This window comes from Paenibacillus sp. 1001270B_150601_E10 (assembly GCF_015558675.1).
In the GTDB taxonomy this organism is placed as follows: Bacteria; Bacillota; Bacilli; order Paenibacillales; family Paenibacillaceae; genus Paenibacillus_B.
Window position 1 is genome coordinate 50,296 of sequence record NZ_JADMOL010000017.1, and the last position, 20,163, is coordinate 70,458.

Annotated in this window: 24 protein-coding genes and 1 pseudogene; 22 read left to right on the top strand and 3 right to left on the bottom strand. The window is 45.6% G+C overall.

Features of this window, described 5'->3' with window-relative positions:
• Positions 1-213 (top strand): annotated as a pseudogene (locus tag I2H74_RS22600) (hypothetical protein); the annotation flags it as partial.
• 23 nt (positions 214-236) lie between these two features.
• On the opposite strand, the gene I2H74_RS22605 reads toward I2H74_RS22600, so the two are convergent.
• Positions 237-743, bottom strand: coding sequence for a DUF4188 domain-containing protein (locus I2H74_RS22605; protein ID WP_195576511.1), 507 nt, complete (start codon positions 741-743; stop codon positions 237-239).
• A gap of 299 nt (positions 744-1,042) precedes the next feature.
• Here I2H74_RS22605 and I2H74_RS22610 point away from each other — a divergent pair, with 299 nt between their 5' ends.
• The 3 genes from I2H74_RS22610 to I2H74_RS22620 are packed head-to-tail and all read left to right on the top strand — an operon-like array spanning position 1,043 to position 2,259.
• The gene (locus I2H74_RS22610) at positions 1,043-1,591 is read left to right on the top strand and encodes a hypothetical protein (protein ID WP_195576512.1); all 549 of its coding nucleotides are present in this window, start codon (positions 1,043-1,045) and stop codon (positions 1,589-1,591) included.
• A 33-nt stretch (positions 1,592-1,624) separates the two neighbouring features.
• Positions 1,625-1,798 (top strand): hypothetical protein, encoded by a 174-nt coding sequence (locus I2H74_RS22615; RefSeq protein ID WP_195576513.1) that lies wholly within the window; start codon positions 1,625-1,627, stop codon positions 1,796-1,798.
• 17 nt (positions 1,799-1,815) lie between these two features.
• Positions 1,816-2,259 (top strand): GNAT family N-acetyltransferase, encoded by a 444-nt coding sequence (locus I2H74_RS22620; protein ID WP_195576514.1) that lies wholly within the window; start codon positions 1,816-1,818, stop codon positions 2,257-2,259.
• A 60-nt stretch (positions 2,260-2,319) separates the two neighbouring features.
• On the opposite strand, the gene I2H74_RS22625 is transcribed toward I2H74_RS22620, so the two are convergent.
• Positions 2,320-3,141, bottom strand: coding sequence for a lipase family protein (locus I2H74_RS22625; protein WP_195576515.1), 822 nt, complete (start codon positions 3,139-3,141; stop codon positions 2,320-2,322).
• A gap of 206 nt (positions 3,142-3,347) precedes the next feature.
• On the opposite strand from I2H74_RS22625, the gene I2H74_RS22630 reads away from it, so the two are divergent.
• Together I2H74_RS22630 and I2H74_RS22635 are read left to right on the top strand one after the other, a co-directional pair.
• Positions 3,348-3,929 (top strand): GNAT family N-acetyltransferase, encoded by a 582-nt coding sequence (locus I2H74_RS22630; RefSeq protein ID WP_195576516.1) that lies wholly within the window; start codon positions 3,348-3,350, stop codon positions 3,927-3,929.
• Positions 3,930-3,961: 32 nt separating this feature from the next.
• Positions 3,962-4,714: a GNAT family N-acetyltransferase gene (locus I2H74_RS22635; RefSeq protein ID WP_195576517.1), complete on the top strand. Its 753-nt coding sequence runs from the start codon at positions 3,962-3,964 to the stop codon at positions 4,712-4,714.
• A 241-nt stretch (positions 4,715-4,955) separates the two neighbouring features.
• Here I2H74_RS22635 and I2H74_RS22640 read toward each other — a convergent pair whose 3' ends face one another.
• Positions 4,956-5,162, bottom strand: coding sequence for a GapA-binding peptide SR1P (locus I2H74_RS22640; protein WP_195576518.1), 207 nt, complete (start codon positions 5,160-5,162; stop codon positions 4,956-4,958).
• A gap of 176 nt (positions 5,163-5,338) precedes the next feature.
• Between I2H74_RS22640 and I2H74_RS22645 the strand changes: the two genes are divergently transcribed.
• The 16 genes from I2H74_RS22645 to I2H74_RS22720 form a co-directional block, all read left to right on the top strand.
• Positions 5,339-5,980 carry an alpha/beta hydrolase gene (locus I2H74_RS22645; protein ID WP_195576519.1) on the top strand — a complete coding sequence of 214 codons (642 nt, stop codon included), beginning with the start codon at positions 5,339-5,341 and terminating at the stop codon, positions 5,978-5,980.
• A gap of 25 nt (positions 5,981-6,005) precedes the next feature.
• Positions 6,006-6,620 (top strand): NUDIX hydrolase, encoded by a 615-nt coding sequence (locus tag I2H74_RS22650; RefSeq protein WP_195576520.1) that lies wholly within the window; start codon positions 6,006-6,008, stop codon positions 6,618-6,620.
• Positions 6,621-6,666: 46 nt separating this feature from the next.
• The gene (locus tag I2H74_RS22655) at positions 6,667-7,050 is read left to right on the top strand and encodes a glyoxalase superfamily protein (RefSeq protein WP_195576521.1); all 384 of its coding nucleotides are present in this window, start codon (positions 6,667-6,669) and stop codon (positions 7,048-7,050) included.
• Positions 7,051-7,304: 254 nt separating this feature from the next.
• On the top strand, positions 7,305-7,829 hold the full coding sequence (locus tag I2H74_RS22660) for a GNAT family N-acetyltransferase (protein ID WP_195576522.1): 525 nt from the start codon (positions 7,305-7,307) through the stop codon (positions 7,827-7,829).
• 14 nt (positions 7,830-7,843) lie between these two features.
• Positions 7,844-8,302, top strand: a complete 459-nt coding sequence (locus tag I2H74_RS22665; RefSeq protein WP_195576523.1) for a zinc ribbon domain-containing protein — start codon at positions 7,844-7,846, stop codon at positions 8,300-8,302.
• Positions 8,303-8,518: 216 nt separating this feature from the next.
• Complete coding sequence (locus I2H74_RS22670; RefSeq protein ID WP_195576524.1) at positions 8,519-9,100, top strand: DJ-1/PfpI family protein; 582 nt, start codon at positions 8,519-8,521, stop codon at positions 9,098-9,100.
• 64 nt (positions 9,101-9,164) lie between these two features.
• Positions 9,165-9,482, top strand: a complete 318-nt coding sequence (locus I2H74_RS22675) for an antibiotic biosynthesis monooxygenase family protein (RefSeq protein WP_195576525.1) — start codon at positions 9,165-9,167, stop codon at positions 9,480-9,482.
• Between the two features lie 120 nt (positions 9,483-9,602).
• Positions 9,603-9,920, top strand: a complete 318-nt coding sequence (locus I2H74_RS22680; RefSeq protein ID WP_195576526.1) for a hypothetical protein — start codon at positions 9,603-9,605, stop codon at positions 9,918-9,920.
• Between the two features lie 279 nt (positions 9,921-10,199).
• Positions 10,200-10,883, top strand: coding sequence for a class I SAM-dependent methyltransferase (locus I2H74_RS22685; protein WP_195576527.1), 684 nt, complete (start codon positions 10,200-10,202; stop codon positions 10,881-10,883).
• Positions 10,884-11,041: 158 nt separating this feature from the next.
• Entirely contained in the window at positions 11,042-11,704 is a 663-nt protein-coding gene (locus tag I2H74_RS22690; protein ID WP_195576528.1) for a TetR/AcrR family transcriptional regulator, read from the top strand.
• Complete coding sequence (locus I2H74_RS22695) at positions 11,694-12,428, top strand: ABC transporter ATP-binding protein (protein WP_195576529.1); 735 nt, start codon at positions 11,694-11,696, stop codon at positions 12,426-12,428. Before I2H74_RS22690 ends, I2H74_RS22695 begins: the two co-directional genes overlap by 11 nt.
• A complete protein-coding gene (locus tag I2H74_RS22700) occupies positions 12,421-13,128 on the top strand; it encodes an ABC transporter permease (RefSeq protein WP_195576540.1) in 708 nt (235 codons plus the stop codon). The genes I2H74_RS22695 and I2H74_RS22700 overlap by 8 nt, the downstream gene beginning before the upstream one ends.
• Positions 13,129-13,153: 25 nt before the next feature.
• On the top strand, positions 13,154-13,327 hold the full coding sequence (locus I2H74_RS22705) for a hypothetical protein (RefSeq protein WP_195576530.1): 174 nt from the start codon (positions 13,154-13,156) through the stop codon (positions 13,325-13,327).
• A gap of 42 nt (positions 13,328-13,369) precedes the next feature.
• On the top strand, positions 13,370-14,686 hold the full coding sequence (locus I2H74_RS22710) for an MFS transporter (RefSeq protein ID WP_195576531.1): 1,317 nt from the start codon (positions 13,370-13,372) through the stop codon (positions 14,684-14,686).
• Between the two features lie 23 nt (positions 14,687-14,709).
• Positions 14,710-15,423, top strand: a complete 714-nt coding sequence (locus I2H74_RS22715) for a thioesterase II family protein (RefSeq protein ID WP_195576532.1) — start codon at positions 14,710-14,712, stop codon at positions 15,421-15,423.
• Positions 15,424-15,453: 30 nt separating this feature from the next.
• A partial coding sequence (locus tag I2H74_RS22720; RefSeq protein ID WP_195576533.1) for a non-ribosomal peptide synthetase occupies positions 15,454-20,163 on the top strand: 4,710 nt, incomplete at its 3' end.

A 20,163-nucleotide genomic window follows, 5' to 3' on the forward strand; every position in this document is an offset into this window, starting at 1 on the left:
GATTCGTCCGGGAACCTTTACCTGGTCGTGTCCGCAACCAAGGGAAGCTTAGCTGATTTTCGCGATGCGATTATTACTTCTTTAGGACAGCACCGATTAATAGACGGCATATTTCTGGATGGCGACGGCTCCTCTCAAATGAACAGCAAGGAGCACCAGTTGGAAGGAGATCAGCGCCAAGTCGTTCAAATGATCGCGATTAAGCAGAAGTAAAACAGCCTATTGAGCTATACTTATTAGGTGGGGTTAGCTGGAGTATCGACAGCAGGCTCATTATCACCGCCCATTCTGCGCCTAGCAGTCTCCATACGGCCCGTAGCTGGAGCATGGCTTCCAATCTTTCCAAGCCCAAAACGAGGCATGTTCCCATAAATGCACTCATAATGACCGGATGGAACACGGTATGTCTCATGATAAATACCGACTGTTCCGTCCGTCCCAACTTTGCGATTAAAGTTTTTCCAAGCTTCAAGATGAATGCCGCCGCGAGCGTATTTTTCAAGATCCTCATAGGATCTCCAGTATTGGATTAGCGTCACACCGCGCCACATGATGAAGGATTCGTGTCCTAAAAACCCCAGCTCAGGATGCTGATAAAGTTCTTTTACCATTGGAGCCATCGCTGCCATAACAGGCAACCATTTATGTATAGCGAACCCCCGATTGACGCGCATGCCGATAATGAATACGATAAATTCACCATCGATAGAAGACGTATATCTCCCCGAAAAAATACTGCTCATATGGCTGCCCCCCCTACTTGGAATGATCGAATCAGCTTCTCTGTTCATCTTAAGGGTTGTGATTAACAATTAGAAGAGGTTTAGGGTAATTTTAACAAATATGAAGAAGACGTCCGATAAGGTGTGAGCATTTCGTGAATAGGCAGGATGAACATGCACACATCACAAATTAATAGTATAATGTTGGAAAATAATATACGTTGTAAGCGATTGTGATATGTGGAAGTCTTGTCCATTTTTACTATTTTGAATGGATCATACTGCTGCTTAGCTGCATAAAACTTAAAGGAGCACCTATAATGAGAATGAAGAAGCATGGGCTAGCCCTTCTCGTGCTTGTCGTTGTTATATCTGGGCTTTTCATTGTGCTAGACAAGGCTCTTGCCTGCACTTGCGTAAAAACAGATGATCCCAAGGAGAAACTGGAAAAGTATGATGCTGTCTTTACAGGAAAGGTTCTACACGTTGGCGATTTTTATTTCACAAATCGTTACGATCGTTATCGGACCTACCGATTTGAGGTCGACAAAGCTTGGAAAGGCGTCAAGCATCATACCCTCGCGATTAATGCCGTCGATGGACATGAGTCTTCTTGCGGCACTTCTTTTCTTGCCTATGAAACTTACCTGGTCTTTGCAAGTTCGAAAAAAGAAAAGCTATATACAAGTCATTGCAGCGGGAATGTTAATCTTGCAGAAGGATCTAGTCTGGTAAAAGGGCTAGGAAAAGACAAGCTGACAGGTGATTTAACTTATTCGGCCAGCACAGCTGTCAATAAAGTGATATATGGTGCAGGGGGAGTGTTGGGACTTCTCTGGCTTCTCATTCTGTATCGAATGAAGGATTAGTGTAGCATATTAAAGTAAGCTAGAGGTGATGCTATGGAGCTGTTATTCGTTATTATTGGAGCCTTTCTTTTTCTCCTAGTACTCGGCAATCAATATACCGCAATAAAGAAAATGGAGCAGCTTCAAAGGTCTCTTGACGAGACGAATCGTGTGCTGAATTTGGTTGTACTCGATAAACATGATACCCTTGAAAAACGAATTCACTAAGAACGACATCGTCATCTATGATTAGTCAGGAGGCGTTCAAACTGAACTTTCAATGGGTAGATCTGAAGTCCTATTACAAACCTCAAGAAGTTATCGAGCTGCTATCTCACTGCATGTGGCCGGATGAAGAGAAAATAGTCGCGGAATTGGAAAATTATCGCAAGGACCCGAATCGAGACATGATGGGGTACGTATGGAATCATCAGTTGATTGGTCTGGTCGGCATTGTTCCGGTGCACGACAAGGAACTGATACTCAGACATATGGCGATCAAGCCGCAATATCGAGGCCAGGGCATCGGCAAGCAAATGATAATGGAGTGCAGGTCCCAATATGCCATGCCCTTGGTTGCGGAAACAGATAAGGAAGCCGTTGATTTTTATCGAAGAGTGGGCTTTCAGATCGAGAGCCTGGGCGAGAAATATCCGGGAATCGAGCGATTTCACTGCACGCTTGAATAAGAATAGCCATACTTTTACGTTCCCCTTTTGATTTTTCAAAGGTTGAAGCCCTATCCACTGTTATACAAGGATACCTTCCACAAGAATCGTAAAGAAGTCGACTGGACACAGGCCGGGGCTCGAATCGCAAAGCTTCATGGTGTACATGGGATCTTGCTTTGACAAGGCTTGATAATAGCTGCTTATGACATGATTGTTGGCAATGGACCCATTCTGGAAGGGCAGTGATACAGCTTCTGAGACATGCAAATAATAATAGCTGCGCTCGCTTCTTGGCAGCTGAAGCACGGTAGGGGGCACTAGCGGTACAACATCAAATGGATTGATAACGCGATAGCTTTGTTTTATTCGCTTTCCGTAGGCTTCAGCAAAGGAAGGATTGCCGACTCTTGGCGCACCAAAGGTATAGACGACAGGCTCTTGGTAATAGGTGTTGCACGACAAGTCCGCGGCGCACAGGCAAGCGAGCGCTCCACCAAGGCTATGACCAGTGACCATTAAGCTTTTATGAGGAGACAGTCCGAGAAGCTGCTTCTTAATGCTAGTACGAGCAGAGTTATAGATTTCCGTAAAGCCTCGGTGTGTACAGCTGTGTTTATCTAATGCCTTGAATCGAACCTGAGAGGCTCTAAGATCGGATATCCAATCAGATGTGGAGCTTGTGCCGCGAAACGCAATAATAATGGTATTCTCCGATTCGATAATAAATCCAAACTTCTCCATAAATGGATTAAAAGACTTGGCTTCTATATCTGCAACCTTGCGATAGCCAGTTGGCACAATAAAGCTTCCGTCTGGATTATAGAACTGCACATAGGTCTGTCCGCTTATCGCTGCCAGCAGGATGGCATCTTGCACATTGAATGAAGATAAAGGCCTCATACGAACCATCCCTTCCCTCTATCGCACGCGATCTCACACCCATTGCACGTGGATGATACATATGTCTTGACGATACAATATGCGCTAGCCTAACAAAATGACAAATTCTTTTATTCAATGATTTTGGAAAAATTGATAAAAAATCCTTTCTTTTTGCATGCATCTTGCGTATAGTCGTCTGTTAAAAACATCAGGAGATGATCAAGATGCCAATGATCATTGGAGAGCGCGTTGTCCTTCGGGAATACCGGGAATCTGACCTTCCTTGCATGCGCAAGTGGGTGAATGATCCGGATATTGTAGATAATCTATCCCACATTTTCTTATATCCTCACAGCATGCGGGATACCGAGCAATTTTTGAACATGATGATGGCAGGCAATTCAGACACCAGAGGGTTTGTCATCGCTGACAAAGAGACGGAATCCTATTATGGACAGATTGACCTATTCGGACATAATCAAGTGAGCCGTAGTGCTGAAATGGGTATCGTGATCGGCGTTAAAGATGAGCTTGGAAAGGGGATCGGCTCTGAGGCCATTCGTTTGCTCCAGCAATTTGTCTTTGATCGATTAAATTTGAATCGACTGGAACTGAAGGTTCATGATTACAACAAGCGTGCCATACGCTGCTATCAAAAGTGCGGGTTTGTTGAAGAAGGACGCTTAAGACAAGCTTTTTTTATTCACGGTCATTATACAGATATGCTTTATATGAGTATTCTTCGCGATGAATATCGTCGAAAAGTGAAAGACAACGAGAGAAGTACATACTTCAACTTATCATAAGTTTCGATTCATTAGGATGATGGGGTGATGAGATGGATATGGTGCGTCTAGTGGAAGCTTACAGCTTAAATGCATGGCCAGCAGCTCAAACGATTGTATACGAGGGATGGCTTATGCGTCTTAATCAAGGGTATACAAAGCGAGCCAACTGTATGTGTCCGATGTATGGCCATTGGAATGACGAGCAGTTGTCTACCATAGTTCAGTACGGTGAATCCGTATACAAGGCTTTGAATTTGCCTGCTGTAGTAAAGGTTACGCCAATTGCACCGGGCATTCTAGATACGCTGCTGGAAGCAAGAGGTTACGAGAAGGTCGATCCATCATTGGTAATGACCCTTCACTCCTTAGAAGAACTAAGCATCCCAAGTGTAGCAACCGTCGACATGGATTATTGCATCCAAGATGATTGGCTTCACACGTATGCATCCTTTACGAATCTATCAAGTCAGCATTTACCCGCCGCGCAGAGATTGCTCCAAGCCATACCATTCAAAAAGGCATTTATGCGCCTTAGACAAGACGGGCATATCGTTGCCTGCGGTCTTGCAGTGATTGAAGGGGAGACGGTTGGCTTGTATGATGTTGCAGTGCATCCAGAGCATCGCAGACAAGGCTGCGGAGAGCAGCTCGTTCTTCACTTGCTCCATTGGGCAAGAGCAGAGGGGGCCGCGCGCAGCTACCTCCAAGTCGTGCAAGGAAATAAGGCGGCAAATAGACTCTATAGAAAGTTTGGCTATAGAGAAATGTATCCCTATTGGTACCGAGTGAAGTCTTTGGAATAAGAACACTTCTTCAAAGTAGGGGTGTACATTAGACTGCATATACCCAAGATCTTTATGCAGTTCTTGAAGGTAATGTTTGTGTTGCTACTCGTTGTCTTTGGTAAATACAGAACTCACATAAATAAAGTGCCAGCATGCTGGCACTTGAAGGAATAGGATAGATGATTCTGTACATTACTGCTGTATGCGCATTCAAGAAAGAGTGTGCTGAAGATTATCAAACAGACTGCCGATTGCTGCTTTATGCAGATCTGTCGTCTTCGGCTGAGCTGAGCTCATATAGTTCTTGGCATTGACACTCAACTTTGCTGCATACCATGTACATGACTTTAACGTTGTTTGTAGGCAGCGTCCCGATCATATCCTCACAGTAGCGGCACAGGATGGTGCCTAAATCATTTTTCAACACGTAGTCTTGAATACATTCATCCAGCGGATGTTGAGCCATTACATACCTCTCCTCCTTGAGTAGCGATCATGAAGTCTCCTTCGGTAAAACTATATTCCATTTATTGAGAATTTAGTACGGCTATCTAATTGAGGGCAGGCAGCGGCTCATACTTGCTGGAGAACCACTACATCAATTGTACAATGGTCAAAAATACACGTTTTGGAGGCTATCCAATGAATATTAAAAATAGACAAATTCCTTCTGCATGGGGAGTGACGATGAATCATCCGCTTTACAGCTTATCCGAAGAGAAGTCACATAGACTTGCCGTTCTGTTTCCTGGCATGCACTATTCCTGCAAGCGCCCTGTCCTACATTATGCGGCTAAATGTGCACTTCAAGCAGGCTGCGATGTGCTTCAGTTGGAGTATGGCTATCAAGCAGCTAAGACAGAGATTAAGTCTGACGAAGAGTATGCTTCAATCGTAAAAGAATGTGCTGAATCCGTAGCGGAAGTACTTCCTTCGTATGACGAGATTGTTCTTGTTGGCAAAAGTTTTGGCACGATCGTCGCTGGGGAAGTAAGCAGCAAGCTTATGCTAGGCAAGAGCAAACACTTATTTTTGACACCCGTGGAAAGCAGTATTCCGTATATCCATAACAAGCAGGGTATGACCATATACGGAACAGGAGACCCTGCGTTTTCTTCCCATTTGGCAGCGAAGATCCAAGTGGGAAGTGATCACAAGATAATCGCGGTTCCTCGTGCGGATCATGGTTTCGAAGTGGAGGATGCCCTTGAAACGATAGATATCATGAAGCAGCTGATTGCGCATTATGTTGCATTTTTTAATGAAGGCTTGTCAACGACATGAACGGTAGCAGCAAAGAGGAGATCATATGGAACATCAATGGTTAATATGGGCCAAGCAGATACAAGCCATCAGCCAAGCGGGACTAGCATACACGAAGGATGTGTACGACAAGGAACGTTTTGAGATGCTGCGCGCGATAAGCGTAGAGATTCTGGAGCACTACACTTCTGTCGAAATGGAGCAGATCCGAGATTTGTTCGCAAATGATGTAGGCTACCCTACGCCGAAAGTAGATGTGCGCGCAGTCATTTTTCGAGAAAATGAGATTCTGCTTGTCCAGGAAAAGTTGGACGATAAATGGTCCTTGCCTGGGGGATGGGCGGATATCGGCTTGACCCCGAAGGAAGTGGCGGTTAAAGAAGTAGTTGAGGAAACGGGGCTTCAAGTAGAAGCTGTTCGTCTTCTTGGCGTATTGGATAAGAAGTGTCATGATCATCCTCCATCCTCACAGCATGTGTATAAGCTTTTCATTCTGTGCGAGGTCATTGGAGGAGAGCTCACAGGTGGACTTGAGACGGCACAAGCTAAGTACTTTGCATGGGATGCACTGCCGCCGCTTTCGATGGCACGCAATACGCCTAATCAGATCAAACGATGCTTTGAGCTGCGATCTGACGCTTCGAATGTGATGCTCGATTAGATATCTGATTACTAGCCCCTAAAGAAATGGAATGAGGAGTGATACGATGAAATTTGGTCAGGTGATTCCGATCATTCGATTTTACGATGAAGAGCGTACGAAAGAGTTCTATATCGACTTTTTAGGGTTTCAATTGGATTGGGAACATCGTTATGAGGTGGATATGCCCTTGTATCTTCAAGTCAGTCAGGGTGACTGTGTCATACATCTATCGCAGCATTTTGGAGACGGCGTTCCCGGAAGTGCCGTTCGAATTGAGGTGACGGACATCGTCTCGTTTTCAGGAGGGCTTCTTGAGAAGCGGTATACATTTGCAAGACCCGGCACCCCCGAACCAGGAGGCGATCTCACGATAACAGATCCCGCGGGCAATCAGCTTCGTTTCTATGAACGTTTGGAACAGGATGAATCAGAAGGAAGTACAAGGTAATTCAACATCAGAATGGATGTTTGCTATCTTAACAACTATTTAAGTGACGACCAAGACCTGCACAGATTGGCACATTTGCATGTAACAAGAATCGATGTAAGGGCAGGCGTATAATTCATGGATATCCTTCATACTTTATTTCACGTTGTAATAGGCGTAAGTGTGCTGCAGTTGTGGATTCACTCGACAGATAGACGCTCTTGGATCTTGGTATAGGATGCGTTTAGGCTATCATCTTAGAGAGGAGCTAGATTATGATAAGAAGAGCGGAGAAGAAGGATGCGCCCTTTATTGCACAAGTTCATGTCACAAGTTGGCAAAGCACTTATAGAGGAATCGTACCCGATGTCTACTTGAATAAGATGTCCGTTGACAGACGGGTGGAATATTGGAATAGCGTGTTAGATAAGCCTCAGACCAAGCAAGAACTCTTGTTGTTGGAGCTTGGTGGGGATATCGTTGGTTTTGCTAACGGAGGACCGAATCGAGAGGGGAAATATCCGTTTGATGGAGAGATATATGCCATTTATTTGCTTCAGCATGTGCAGGGTCACGGATATGGGAAAGAGATGGTCTTTCAGCTTGTCAATACCTTTAAGGATCAAGGCTATCAATCCATGCTGGTATGGGCACTGCAGGACAATCCAGCAGTTAAGTTCTATGAGCGACTTGGTGCCAAGCATCTTGAGTCCAAAGAGATTCAGCTTGGAGGTGTGCCTTTAATGGAGTGTGCCCTCGGATGGGACGATCTTGGCATCGAATCGCTTCTGCGAAAATAAAGGAGGGATGCGGGATGGCAGTCCGCATTTGCACAAGGTGTGGAGAGGGGAACAAGGAGCAGGCGAAAATATGTATCGCTTGCGGACACTCTTTGAAAGATGCGCCATTAACGGGAATGCTGGATTCGGAAAAAGGCTACGCGTTAGGCGGGGGAGCAAGAGGGCGGCGCTTATGCAGCAACTGCAGCGAGGAGCTTGAGGATGGGGCGCTCAAATGCAAATATTGCGGCTCCGCTGTGGTGAAAGACACGAAGCCAAGCTATATGCCATCGGTAGAGAGCGATTCTCTTCTATGGCCGAAGATTCTCGTTGTCATTGCGACGTGTATGATTCCGTTCGTCGGGATGATAGTAGGCGGCGTAAAAGCATTTCAAGAAGACAAGGACGACCAGCTTACCGGTGGTTTTCTTGTAGGACTAGGCTTAGTCATGGTATTTGTTCATTTCTTTATAGGACGGATGCTGGGTCAATGATTCATCCTACAGTTCATTCACCTGTTTTTTCAAAGTGAGGAGCGCAGTGTTTGACATTTGTATGGGAGAACTTTGTTTTAACTATCACTGTCTACGGCGTCATCCTAATTGTCGTTGTTCTGCTAATCATGAAATGGTCAAAGCGAAAATAAACTATCCATACAGACTTTCCAGCACGGGCTTGTATAATTGCAATCATTCGATGAGGTGATGAAAATGAGAATTGCCATAGTCGTATTCGACGGAATGACACTGCTGGATGCCACGGGATTCTATGATGTGATGTATCGAATGAATCGAGTCGAGCAATATCGGAAAGTAAGCTGGGAATTGTGCGGCATGAAGCATACGATCAAAGATGAGCAAGGGGTAAGGGTGGAAGTGGATAAGGTAAGGCCTGACCTCTCCGCTTATGATGCGATCTATATCCCTGGCGGCTTTGGGACCCGTTATCTACGCTATGATGAGGAGTTTGTCGGATGGCTTCGCATTGCGGAGAAGGTGAAGCTTAAGATATCCGTATCAACGGGCTCGCTCCTTCTTGGTGCAGCAGGCTTTTTGAAGGAGAAGAGAGCCACGATCGATCCGAATCACCGGGATCTGCTGAAGCCTTATTGCAAAGAGGTTATTTCCTCTCATATGGTAAGGGATCAAGAGGTAATCACCGCTGGAGGAATCTCTGCTTCCATAGATATGGGGCTCTACCTGGTTCGTTTATTGTCAAGTGAAGCGGTTTTGCACGATGTTAAGCAGCTGCTTGATTATCAACATGAGTTCGAGGAAGTGGTGGAATTTTAGTTGAATGCGTTACTGCTGTGATATTGAAGAAGAAAATGTGCACATCATAGGAGGGCATTGATAGATGATCTCGGAAGTAGCGAATCTACATATCCAAGACGGAATGGCAAGTGAATTCGAAAGCCAGTTTCGCCGTGCTTCTCCGCTGCTTATCGGCTCAAAGGGATATATCTCCCATGAGCTTCATAAGTGTATCGAGGAACGGAACAAGTATCTGTTGATTATCAAATGGCAATCGGTCAGCGATCATCTAGTCAGCTTTAAGCAATCCGAGGCTTATGCTGAGTGGAGACTGATGCTTGCTCCGTTTTTTGATTCGGCCGTAGAGGCTGAACATTATATTCCAATCAAGCTCCATACGATGGCTGTGCCTCCTGTTTGATCTGATCACCATACCTAGGTATGGTGATTTTTTGCTAAAGCGACCAATATCATTGATTGATCAAGTGCATTATCGTGTACAATAAACATATAGATCCCGATAAGAGAGAGGAGTGTCCCAATGAAACGATCCAAGACGAGAGCCATCTGGGTAGGCTTGATCCTGCTGATGCTGTATGGAGTGATCCATCTGAGCGTCAGCAAGTATATGATGCCGCTGTATGATGCAGATACGATTGATGAGAATCATTCGATGGATGTCCTTGTGACAGAGGAATCGATCGGTCCGATCTTGTCCTTAGACCATACTTTTCTTGAGGTACTCTTGTTTATTATCGCAGGAGCAACTGTTTTCCATCTTGTTCGTGCGAAGAGCGACAGGGAGCGGCTAAAGTTTATCAAAAAGGAAGTGGGGGATAAGAACAAAGAGGAAAGGTAGAAATGATAGAAATATTATTTTTCTATCACAGCAAAAGGGTAGAACATCCATTTTCTCGATACCAGCTAGCATTGTTTATGATTGCGTGTGACTAGCAAATGAGTTATAATTTTCTCCCTCCCAAAATATGGAGTGCTGGAGAAGCGCTCCGAGCTGTTAGAGGCCGATGAGAAGCATTCGATCGTTAATGATTGAATGCTTTTTGATATTGAACGATTTCCAGCATGACATACGATTGTCTCGGAGGAGAATTCACAGGAAGAGGGGAAGAAGTCAGTTATGGGAATGGAATGGTATGATGCGATCGCTAGGAGAAATGGCGGTTATCGGAGTGATGCCGTATATGCAATTGAGGGAGTATCGGGCGAGGTTGTGTTTGAAAAAGAGCTAGCCGACATGTTGTCTAATGCAGATACGGTATTGGATGCAGGGTGCGGACATGGAGAGTTTACGCTGCGCATGTCAAAAAATGCCCGCCATATTATCGGATTTGATTTCTCTGTGGAGATGATAAAGATTGCAAACCAATTGCTTGCAGCGTCGAAGGTTGAGAATGTTCAGTTTGTACAGGCGACGACGAAGCTGCCATTGCCGTTTAAGGATGAACAATTTGATCTCATATACGACCGAAGAGGCCCGACTTCCATTCTTGAACATTCCCGTATTCTTCGATCAGGAGGGACGGTATTTGGCATTCATTCTGGTTCATTAGATCTCGTAACCCGTCGATTGCATGAGAATGGTTTTATCGATATGGAGATTCGAGAGTTTAACGATGCGGTATGCATTTACCCAAGCCAAGAGGAGTTTATAAGAGCGATGTCGGATACCCCAGGGCATCCGGATTATAACGATCCCAAGCACCGTGAAGAGCTGGATCGTCTCATCGCACAGCATATGAGTGTGGAAGGAAAGATAGTAAAGCAGGACTACCGTTTTATTTGGAAGGCGATGAAGCCATAATTCTCTCATACAGATCCGCTCTGAATCATTATAGATTCAGGGCTTTTTTTATAGGTTTACAATATACCCAAAATGAATTTTATTTCCTCATATTGACAAAGCGAAGTCGAGCGCATATTATAGATACCAACGGTCGGTATTTAAAGAAAGGGGACGCTATGGCTAGAAATAAATATCCAGAACAGACATTAGAACAGATCTTAACCGTATCCGCGAAGCTCTTTACAGAGAAGGGATTCGAGAAAACAAGCATTCAAGATATTATCGATGCACTTGGTATGTCGAAGGGCGCCATATACCACCATTTTAAGTCTAAGGAGGATATCTTGGAAGCGGTGATGGAGAAGCAGTTCAGCTACGCTGCACAAATGCTGGATGAATTGATTCAGCATACGGAGGCTCCAAGCGCAAGAGAGAAGCTTGTTCTCATTCTAGAGCAGGTTGTTGCCGATCAGGACGCCCATTCGATGGACAGTGTATTGAGCACTCAGATCAAAAATCCTCAGTTTGTTGTAACTGGAATTAAGGAAGGTGTGAAGAAGGACGCCCCGATCATCGCCAAGATTATGATGGATGGGAAGCAGGACGGTTCCATCACGACGGAGTACCCGATCGAATGTGCAGAGGTGTTCATGCTATTAGTGAACATTTGGATTAACCCGATGTTGTTTGATCGTGATCAAGACGAGACGCTGAATCGCTTGAAGTTTTTGCAGCAGATGATGAAGCAGCTCGGGGCGGATATCCTAAGTGACTCCTTGATTCAAAAAATTACGGAACATCATTCCGATATTGGAGGCTATAGCCAGGATGAGCGTTGATTACGCAGTTCGAACAGACGGCTTAATCAAGACCTTCTCAGGCAGGGAGATTCTGACCAACTGCTGCATGAACGTACAACAAGGTACCATCTATGGCTTCTTAGGACCCAATGGAGCAGGAAAGACCACCTTAATGAAAATACTGACCGGCTTGCTCCAGCCAACTGCAGGAAGCGTAGAAGTGCTTGGGCTCCAAGTCTTAAAGCAGCGAGAGCAAATTCTTCGAAGAGTCGGGAGCTTGATCGAGGTTCCCGTATTCTTCGAGCGACTATCGGCAGAAGATAATATTCGCCTTCATCTCGAGTACATGAGCATGACAGGAGGAGATATTAAGGAGATGCTTGAGATGGTAGGGCTAACCCATACGGGACAACAGGCGGTCTCCACATTCTCGCTTGGGATGCGTCAACGGCTTGCGATTGCAAGGGCGTTATCCCATAGACCTGAGCTCTTGATCTTAGATGAACCAATAAATGGCCTTGATCCTATGGGCATTAGAGAGATGAGAGATTTATTTGTAAAGCTAGCTAAAGAGCATAAAATGACGATCCTCCTATCCAGTCACATCCTTTCTGAAATTGAGCATATTGCAGATACCGTCGGCGTGATTACGCGCGGAACCATAGTTCGGGAATTGAGTATGTGTGAATTAAGATCACAGGTGCCTGGGGGGCTCGAAGATTATTTCTTTGGGATCATGAGTGGAGGTCATGGCATTGCTTAAGTTAATGAGGCTTGAATTGCAGCGCAACAAACTTACAACGTATTTCACTGCGAGCGCAATTGCGTGTGTAGGTTTAATCGGGTTCATTTATTTCGTTGCCTATGTGGCTCAGGTGGAAAACGAAGTCGATTTTCAAAACTACTCCAATATTTTCTTATTTACTTCGGTTGTCAGCATGATTGTGTACGCGATCATGTCTGCAGTGATGTATTCTCGATACGTCATTGAGGAATATCGCGGCAAAATGACGCTCCTGCTATTCTCCTATCCCATAAGCAGGAAGAAGATGCTGTTAGCCAAGCTGATTCTCATCATGTCTTTCACTACGCTTGCCATGATCGTTAGCAACATTCCTCCTCTTCTCATTTTTTCTATCACCGAAACCATCTCACCCATTGTCAGTGACACGCTTTCCACAGGGCTTATTCTTAACGTTGTGAAGACGACATTCATATTGGCGATTAGTCTTAACACCATTTGCGTTATCGCTTTAAGGATTGGATTTGCGAAGAAGTCGGTACCGGCCACCATCGTGTTTTCTTTTGTGCTGTGTGCGCTTTACGGCAATGCAATCATCGCAAGCTTTGGCAATGACGCCATCATCATGGCTTTATGTATTCTTATGCTCATCATCGGTGGAGCTATTGTATTAGAGCTTCTAAACAAAGTACACCGGATGGAGTTTGAAGAACAGACTTAAGCTAATGAAATAGGAGGGATATGAAATGGAAGTAGGATGGATTGTAGGAACGAGCTTAGCAGTGCTTATTTTGCTTGCAGGCGTGATCGGACTGCTTGTGAGCAGGCAAAATGGCAGGAAAAACAAATGGGCATGGTGGTTTATCCTATTTGGCTGCTGTGCAGTCATTAGTGCCTTGATTAATTCAGGCGGAATGTAAATGGGAAGGTGTTGCTAATGATATTGAATTTGGAGGTGCAGCATGAAGTCACACGCATTTAATCGAAATTTTCAAATCATGCTTGCGGGGCAGATTATCACACTGTTTGGAAGCTCCATTCTAAGGTTCGCCTTATCGCTCTATATTTTAGATCTAACGGGCTCAGCGGAGATTTTCGCGACATTGCTTGCGATATCTACCATTCCAACTATTTTTCTATCACCGATTGGCGGGGCGATTGCGGATCGAATGAATCGACGCAACTTAATGGTTTACTTCGATTTCATCAATGGGATCGTAGTCAGCGTACTTGCCGCATTTCTTTACGCAGGTCAGTCCTCTATCGTGCTGATAGGCATTGTGATGACGGTTCTATCTGTCGTAAGTACATTCTATCATCCTACCGTACAGGCAAGCATCCCGGTATTGGTAGAGAATGATCACCTGCTGAAGGCAAATGGGCTAGTGTCTGGCGTAAATGCGCTGACGAACTTTGCAGGTCCTGTTATTGGCGGTTTATTGTATGCCGTATCCGGAATCGAGGCAATCGTCATTGTAACGTGCATAAGCTTCTTTCTCTCGGCGATCATCTTATTGTTCCTGCGCATTCCATATGAGAAGGGAGCCAAGACAGCAGGTGCAATCAAGGCGATATTGCTGGACTTGAAAGAAGGACTTGGTTATGTAGGCAAAGGGAATCCTTTCTTGCTTAAGATTATCATCATAGCTGCTGCGATGAACTTATTTATCACCCCGCTGTTTTTGGTCGGTATCCCTTACATGGTTAAGATAGTGATGGGAATGAGCGACAGCTACTTTGGCTTCACACAGGGCGGCATCTCGTTAAGCATGATCATTGCTGCTGTTGCGATTGGCGCACTGTCGAGCAAGCTTAAAGTGAATAATTTGTATCTATGGTTTGTCGGGAGCGGGCTATTCATTATTCCTATGGCAATAACCATTCACCCCCAACTTGTGACGTCAGGTCAAGCAGGCATCATTCCGTATTTGCTCTTCTCGCTTTGTACGATGGTGGTCATGTTTATCATAACAATCATCAATATCTTCATCATGACGATGCTTCAGAAAGAGACGCCGAATCATCTGCTAGGAAAGGTGATGGCCATTTTGACCGCGATCTCGACCTGCGCGGTTCCAATCGGACAGATTCTGTTTGGCAGTTTGATCGAATGGCTGGCGAATGCCGTATACGCCATTGTAATTGGAGTTGCGGTTATTACGATTTTTATAGCGCTTGTAACGAAGTATTTGTTAAGAAGCCATTCTGGACAGAGCGAAGATCAACCGACAGCTCCGATCAGCAAAAGTGAAGCGCTTGAAGCCGCTTCGACGGAGTAGGCCATTTTCATAGGGGGGAGAGCATGAGAGAGATTCAATTATTTTGTTTGCCTTATGCAGGAGGCTCATCCTTTATGTATGAGCCTTTGCGAAAAGCTCTCAATGGGCAGATCAAACTGATTCCTCTAGAGTATGCAGGTCATGGTGAACGAATGCTGGAAGAGCTTTATCCAAGCTTTCGTGACATGGTTTATGATATGACGAATCGGATTGAAAGCCGTCTGACTACGGCCCCATATGCGATACTCGGCTATAGCATGGGGAGTCTTGCTGCGTATGAAGTAACTCGAGAATTGATTCGTCGCACCAAGAGAAATCCCCTTCATTTGTTTGTTGCCGCGCATGCAGCACCTCATTTGCATCGTGCAAGCGAGCCTGTCTACGAAGCTGTTGTATCCCGCTTTAAGGCAAATATGTTGAAGATGGGGATGTCAGACCCCGACATTATGAACAACGTCGAACTTCTTGAATGCTTTGTTTCGATCTTCTACCATGACCTGAAGCTTTATGCGGGATATCAGTGCAGCAAGGACAAGAATCCGATGAATACGAACCTGACAGTTCTCTATTCAGATGAAGAAAATCGATTTAATCAAATTTTTGAGTGGTCTTCATACACGTCCAAGGCATGCATGTATCAAAGAATGAAAGGAAATCATTTCTTTATCCACACTCATATGGAAGAAATGGTCCAAGTGATTAACCAATCTCTCATGGCGGAACTTATCCATTATTAATAGGGAATAGACAAGGATAGGAGCGTTGTTATGTTGAATCAACCTACGAAAAATATCGCTGAACCCCTCATTCGCAAATCATTTGCGTTAGGTCTTGAACGTCAGGAACTTATTCAAATCTTGCATCCAATTGATTCTAAGACCATGAGGGTGCCGAATACAACATTGGCAGCTATCGCTTTGTTGTATAAGAGTCTGCTTACGGGCAATAATCCAGAAACGATTCATTTTTATGATGGCAGCAGCTACTATGAAACGCGCGTAGAGCTTGATATGGATCGTTCTGCAGCCGAGTATTTGGCTGTGATGGAACGTTCCCTACGCGTAAGTTCGAATCGTGCCGTGGCGCAAGATCAGCTTCAGGAGCAGGACATTGTGCTTTGTCTTTCCGAAAATGCAGGTGAAGCGACAAACCATACGAAGCGCGGGTTGATCATAACAGTTCCCCAGTCTAGCGCTGATCATCAATGGGAATATGAAGCCTGGTCGCCATACTGGTCAGAAACGATGATAATGTACTTTCACCAAAGAATCGTCAATATGGCAGGCACCTTTGCATCACAGTCTGATCTTCGTTTGCGCGACATTCCCGTTCTTGATGAACAGGAAACATGTAACATCCTTCTGAATTTTAATCAAAGCGATAAGAGTATCTCTAAGGAAAAAACTGTTGTTCAGTTGTTCGAGGAACGGGTTCAGCATAACCCCCACCAGATTGCGCTCGAATATAAGGGTCAGCGCTTAACCTATAAAGAGCTTAATGACCGCGCGAATGGCGTTGCGTATTATCTTATAGAGCAAGGCGTTGAGCCGGATAGCATCGTAGGGCTCATGGCTGATCGCTCCCTGGAACAGATTATTGGCATCTATGGTATTCTGAAGGCGGGAGGTGCCTATCTGCCGATTGATCCGGAACTCCCGCATAACCGCATCCATTATATGTTGGCGAACAGCGGTACAACGCTAGTGTTGACCGGCCCAGGAAGCGAGGGAGGCGCGGAATCGCTGCAGCAGCTTCAGCTTGTCAATCTAACCCAGTTTTCCAATGTGAATACAGACAATCCTGTCCCAAGAGCTCGTCCCGAACATCTTGCCTACGTGATTTATACCTCAGGCACAACGGGGAATCCAAAAGGCGTTATGGTCGAGCATCGCAACCTTCTAAACCTATCTCTCTGGATGCTGGAAGACGAGTACAGTAATCGTGAAGTCCTCCTTCTCAAAACGACCTATGCCTTTGATCTATCGATTTGGGAGCTGTTCGTTGGCTTCTTGGCAGGGGCAACGCATATCTTGCTTCCAAAGGAGCATGAGAAAGAACCTCATCAGATCGCAGCATATATTCATGCCCATCGTGTTACACGGACCTCCTTTGTTCCTTCCGTCCTAGAGCAATTCCTTCACACGATAGATCCGAGCTCAATTGAATCCTTGCGCCGCATCCAACTATCTGGGGAAGCCTTGCCCGTTGAGTTGGCCAACCGATTCAATCAGTTGAATCAAGGCAAAGCCCGCCTCGTCAATTCCTATGGGCCAACGGAAACGACGGTATTTGCGACTTCCTACGATGTCCCTACAGATATCACCCTTCAGCACATTCATATCGGTAAGCCGCTCGCCAACATGAAGATCTATATTTTGAATGAAGATCGGTTGTGCGGCGTCGGCATGCTTGGCGAGGTATGCATCGGCGGGGCCGGAGTATCGAGAGGATACTTGAATAGACCAGACTTAACAGCAGAAAAATTCGTTCCGAATCCTTATATCCCGGGCGAACGGATGTATCGGACAGGCGATTTAGCGCGCTGGATGGAAGATGGCAGCATCGAGTATTTGGGAAGAATGGATGATCAAGTCAAGGTAAGAGGCTACCGCATTGAGCTGCGCGAGATTGTAAGCAAACTGCGGGAGATAGAAGGCATTCAGCATGCTGCTGTCATCGCGCGCGAAGAGCAGGGGGACAAAGTCCTATGCGGATACATTGTCGGTACGGATGAACAAGTGCTCGATATCAACGCTATTAAAGAAGAACTCAGCCTGCATTTGCCAGGCTATATGATACCCACACATATGATGCAGCTAAAAGAGCTTCCGGTTACTCGCAATGGAAAGCTTGATAAAAAGGCCCTGCCTAAGCCAGAAGTGAAGAGCAAGCATCCTTATGCGGCTCCTCAAGATGAGGTGGAAGCAGCAATAGCGGGCATGTTTCAAGAGCTGCTCGATGTTACGCTTGTGGGCATCCATGACAGCTTCAGCGAGCTAGGCGGGCACTCACTAAGAGCGACACGATTAGCGCATATGATCGAGAAAAGATTCCATGTTCGGCTTTCGCTTCGTACGGTACTTGAGGCGGATACGGTTGCCAATCTCAGCTCTTGCGTACGAACAGCAGCTCCGGACATGTGGGAGAACATCAAAGTGCTTCCGCCTCAGCCCTATTATGAGATGAGCTCAACACAAAAGCGGCTGTATCTCATTCATCAGCTTCAAGAGGATAGTCTAGCCTATAACATCCCCATGATGTATGAGACAGATGGAGAGCTGGATATCGAACGATTACGCAGTGCGCTGCAGCAATTGTGCAAGCGGCACGAGCCTCTTCGCACTCGTTTTTCACAAATAGAAGATCAGTTTGTTCAGATTATTGAGGATGAGTCATTGCTAGTCCTGGAGGAAGGCCGTGCTGCAACCAATGTGGCAAGGCCATCACTCGTCAAAGATTTTGTTCGGCCGTTTGATTTGACAACAGCACCGCTCATGCGTGCAAAAGTGATTCAAGTTGAGAGCGGCAAGTCGCTTTTGCTTATGGATATCCATCATATCATTTATGATGAGGGCTCCGCTTCTGTGTTGATGAATGACTTGTCACGCTTATATAATGGCGAATCTCTTGAGCCTATAGAGATCCATTACAAGGATTACAGCGCTTGGATGAACAGCAGGGATTACTCGGAGCAGGAAGCATACTGGCTGGAGCAGTTCCAAGACGATATTTCGGTTTTGAATATGAAGACGGATTACCCAAGACCGAAGGTACAGAGCTACGAAGGCAGCAGTGTCATGACAGCACTTTCCCCGGCGGTTAAATCGCTTATCAGAGATATGGCTAAAAAGACGGGTGCGACGGAATACATGATTCTGCTATCAATCTTTATGCTGCTGCTGAGTCGATACTCGAGACAAGCTGAGCTCATCGTAGGGACGCCAATTGCTGGAAGAACACATGCGGATACCTATGACATGCTGGGCATGTTTGTTAATACGCTTGCGATTAAGGGCGAGATTAAAGAGAAGCAATCCTTTGAAAGCTTTGTGCATGCTCTGAAGGAGCGATGCATGCTCGCTTATGAGAACCAAGACTATCCCTTTGAGCAGCTAGTCGAGAAAGTTGCAATAGATAGGGACCTCTCACGCCATCCTTTGTTTGATGTAATGTTCGTTATGCAGAATCATGAAGCTAACACGCTCGCACTTGGCGGTACGAAGCTCCATGCTGCGCCTATAGAAAGTCATGCGTCAACCTTTGATCTGACGGTTAGCGTTGAACCACAGGGAGAAGGATATGCCTTGAAGTGGGAGTACTGCACAGCGTTATTTAACAAAGAAACGATCGAACGGATGGGCAGGCATTTTGAGCATTTCCTTCACCACGCCTTAAACGAGCCTCATCTAACGCTAGAAGAGCTCAGCTATGTCTCAAAGGAAGAAAGGGATATCGTTGTCCAAGCATTTAATGCTACCGATGGCTTCTATCCGGCTGACAAAACCCTTATTCGACTCTTCGAAGAACAGGTTGAACGCACGCCAAATCAGATCGCGGTTCAATTTGAACAGGAGACTTTAACCTACCGTGAGCTTAATGATCGTGCCAATGCAATGGGACAGCTTCTAAGAGATCATGGTGTCAAGCCAGATTCCATCGTAGCGCTGATCACAGGCCGATCCATTGAAATGATTGTTGGCATTTACAGTATCCTGAAAGCTGGCGGCGCGTATTTGCCGATAGACCCAGGACATCCTCTCGAGCGAATTCGCTATATGCTGGGAGACAGCCAAGCAGTAGCTGTGCTTATGGGATCAGGAAGCGATCAGGTCGCAGCCGAGCTTCAAGATCACATGCAAGTGGATCTTCGATTTGCGATTGGCAGCATCGCAACGAATCTAAACCCCGTAGCAGAACCTCATCATTTAGCTTACGTCATCTATACTTCGGGAACGACAGGACTGCCTAAGGCCGTCATGGTCGAGCATCGAAATGTTGTCAATTTATCCACATGGCAGATCGAATACGGGCACTATCAGCCCGGCTCTATGATTATTCAAAAAACGACCTTTGTGTTTGACGGCTCTGCGTGGGAGATCTTCCCGGCCCTCCTTGCAGGATGTACACTCCAGCTCCTGAATGAAGAACAAAACCAAGATCCTGCGGCGCTTATGAAGCTGCTGCCGAATCGTCAAATTGCCCTGATACCATCTAATTATCGCGCGCTTCTTGAATATGCTGAGACGAATCATGCGGTTGAGGAACTCAAAGCACTTGAACGACTGTATTTGGCCGCTGAGCCGATCACGTCGGAACTCCTTGAGAAGCATGCAAGAATCACCGGTGCTGGCATTGAGAACATACATAATTTGTACGGGCCTACAGAAGCGACAGTGACGGCAACGGCATACAGGCTGGTCGGAGAAGGAGATGGCGATAATGTCCCGATTGGAAAACCTGTATTGAATACACAGGTG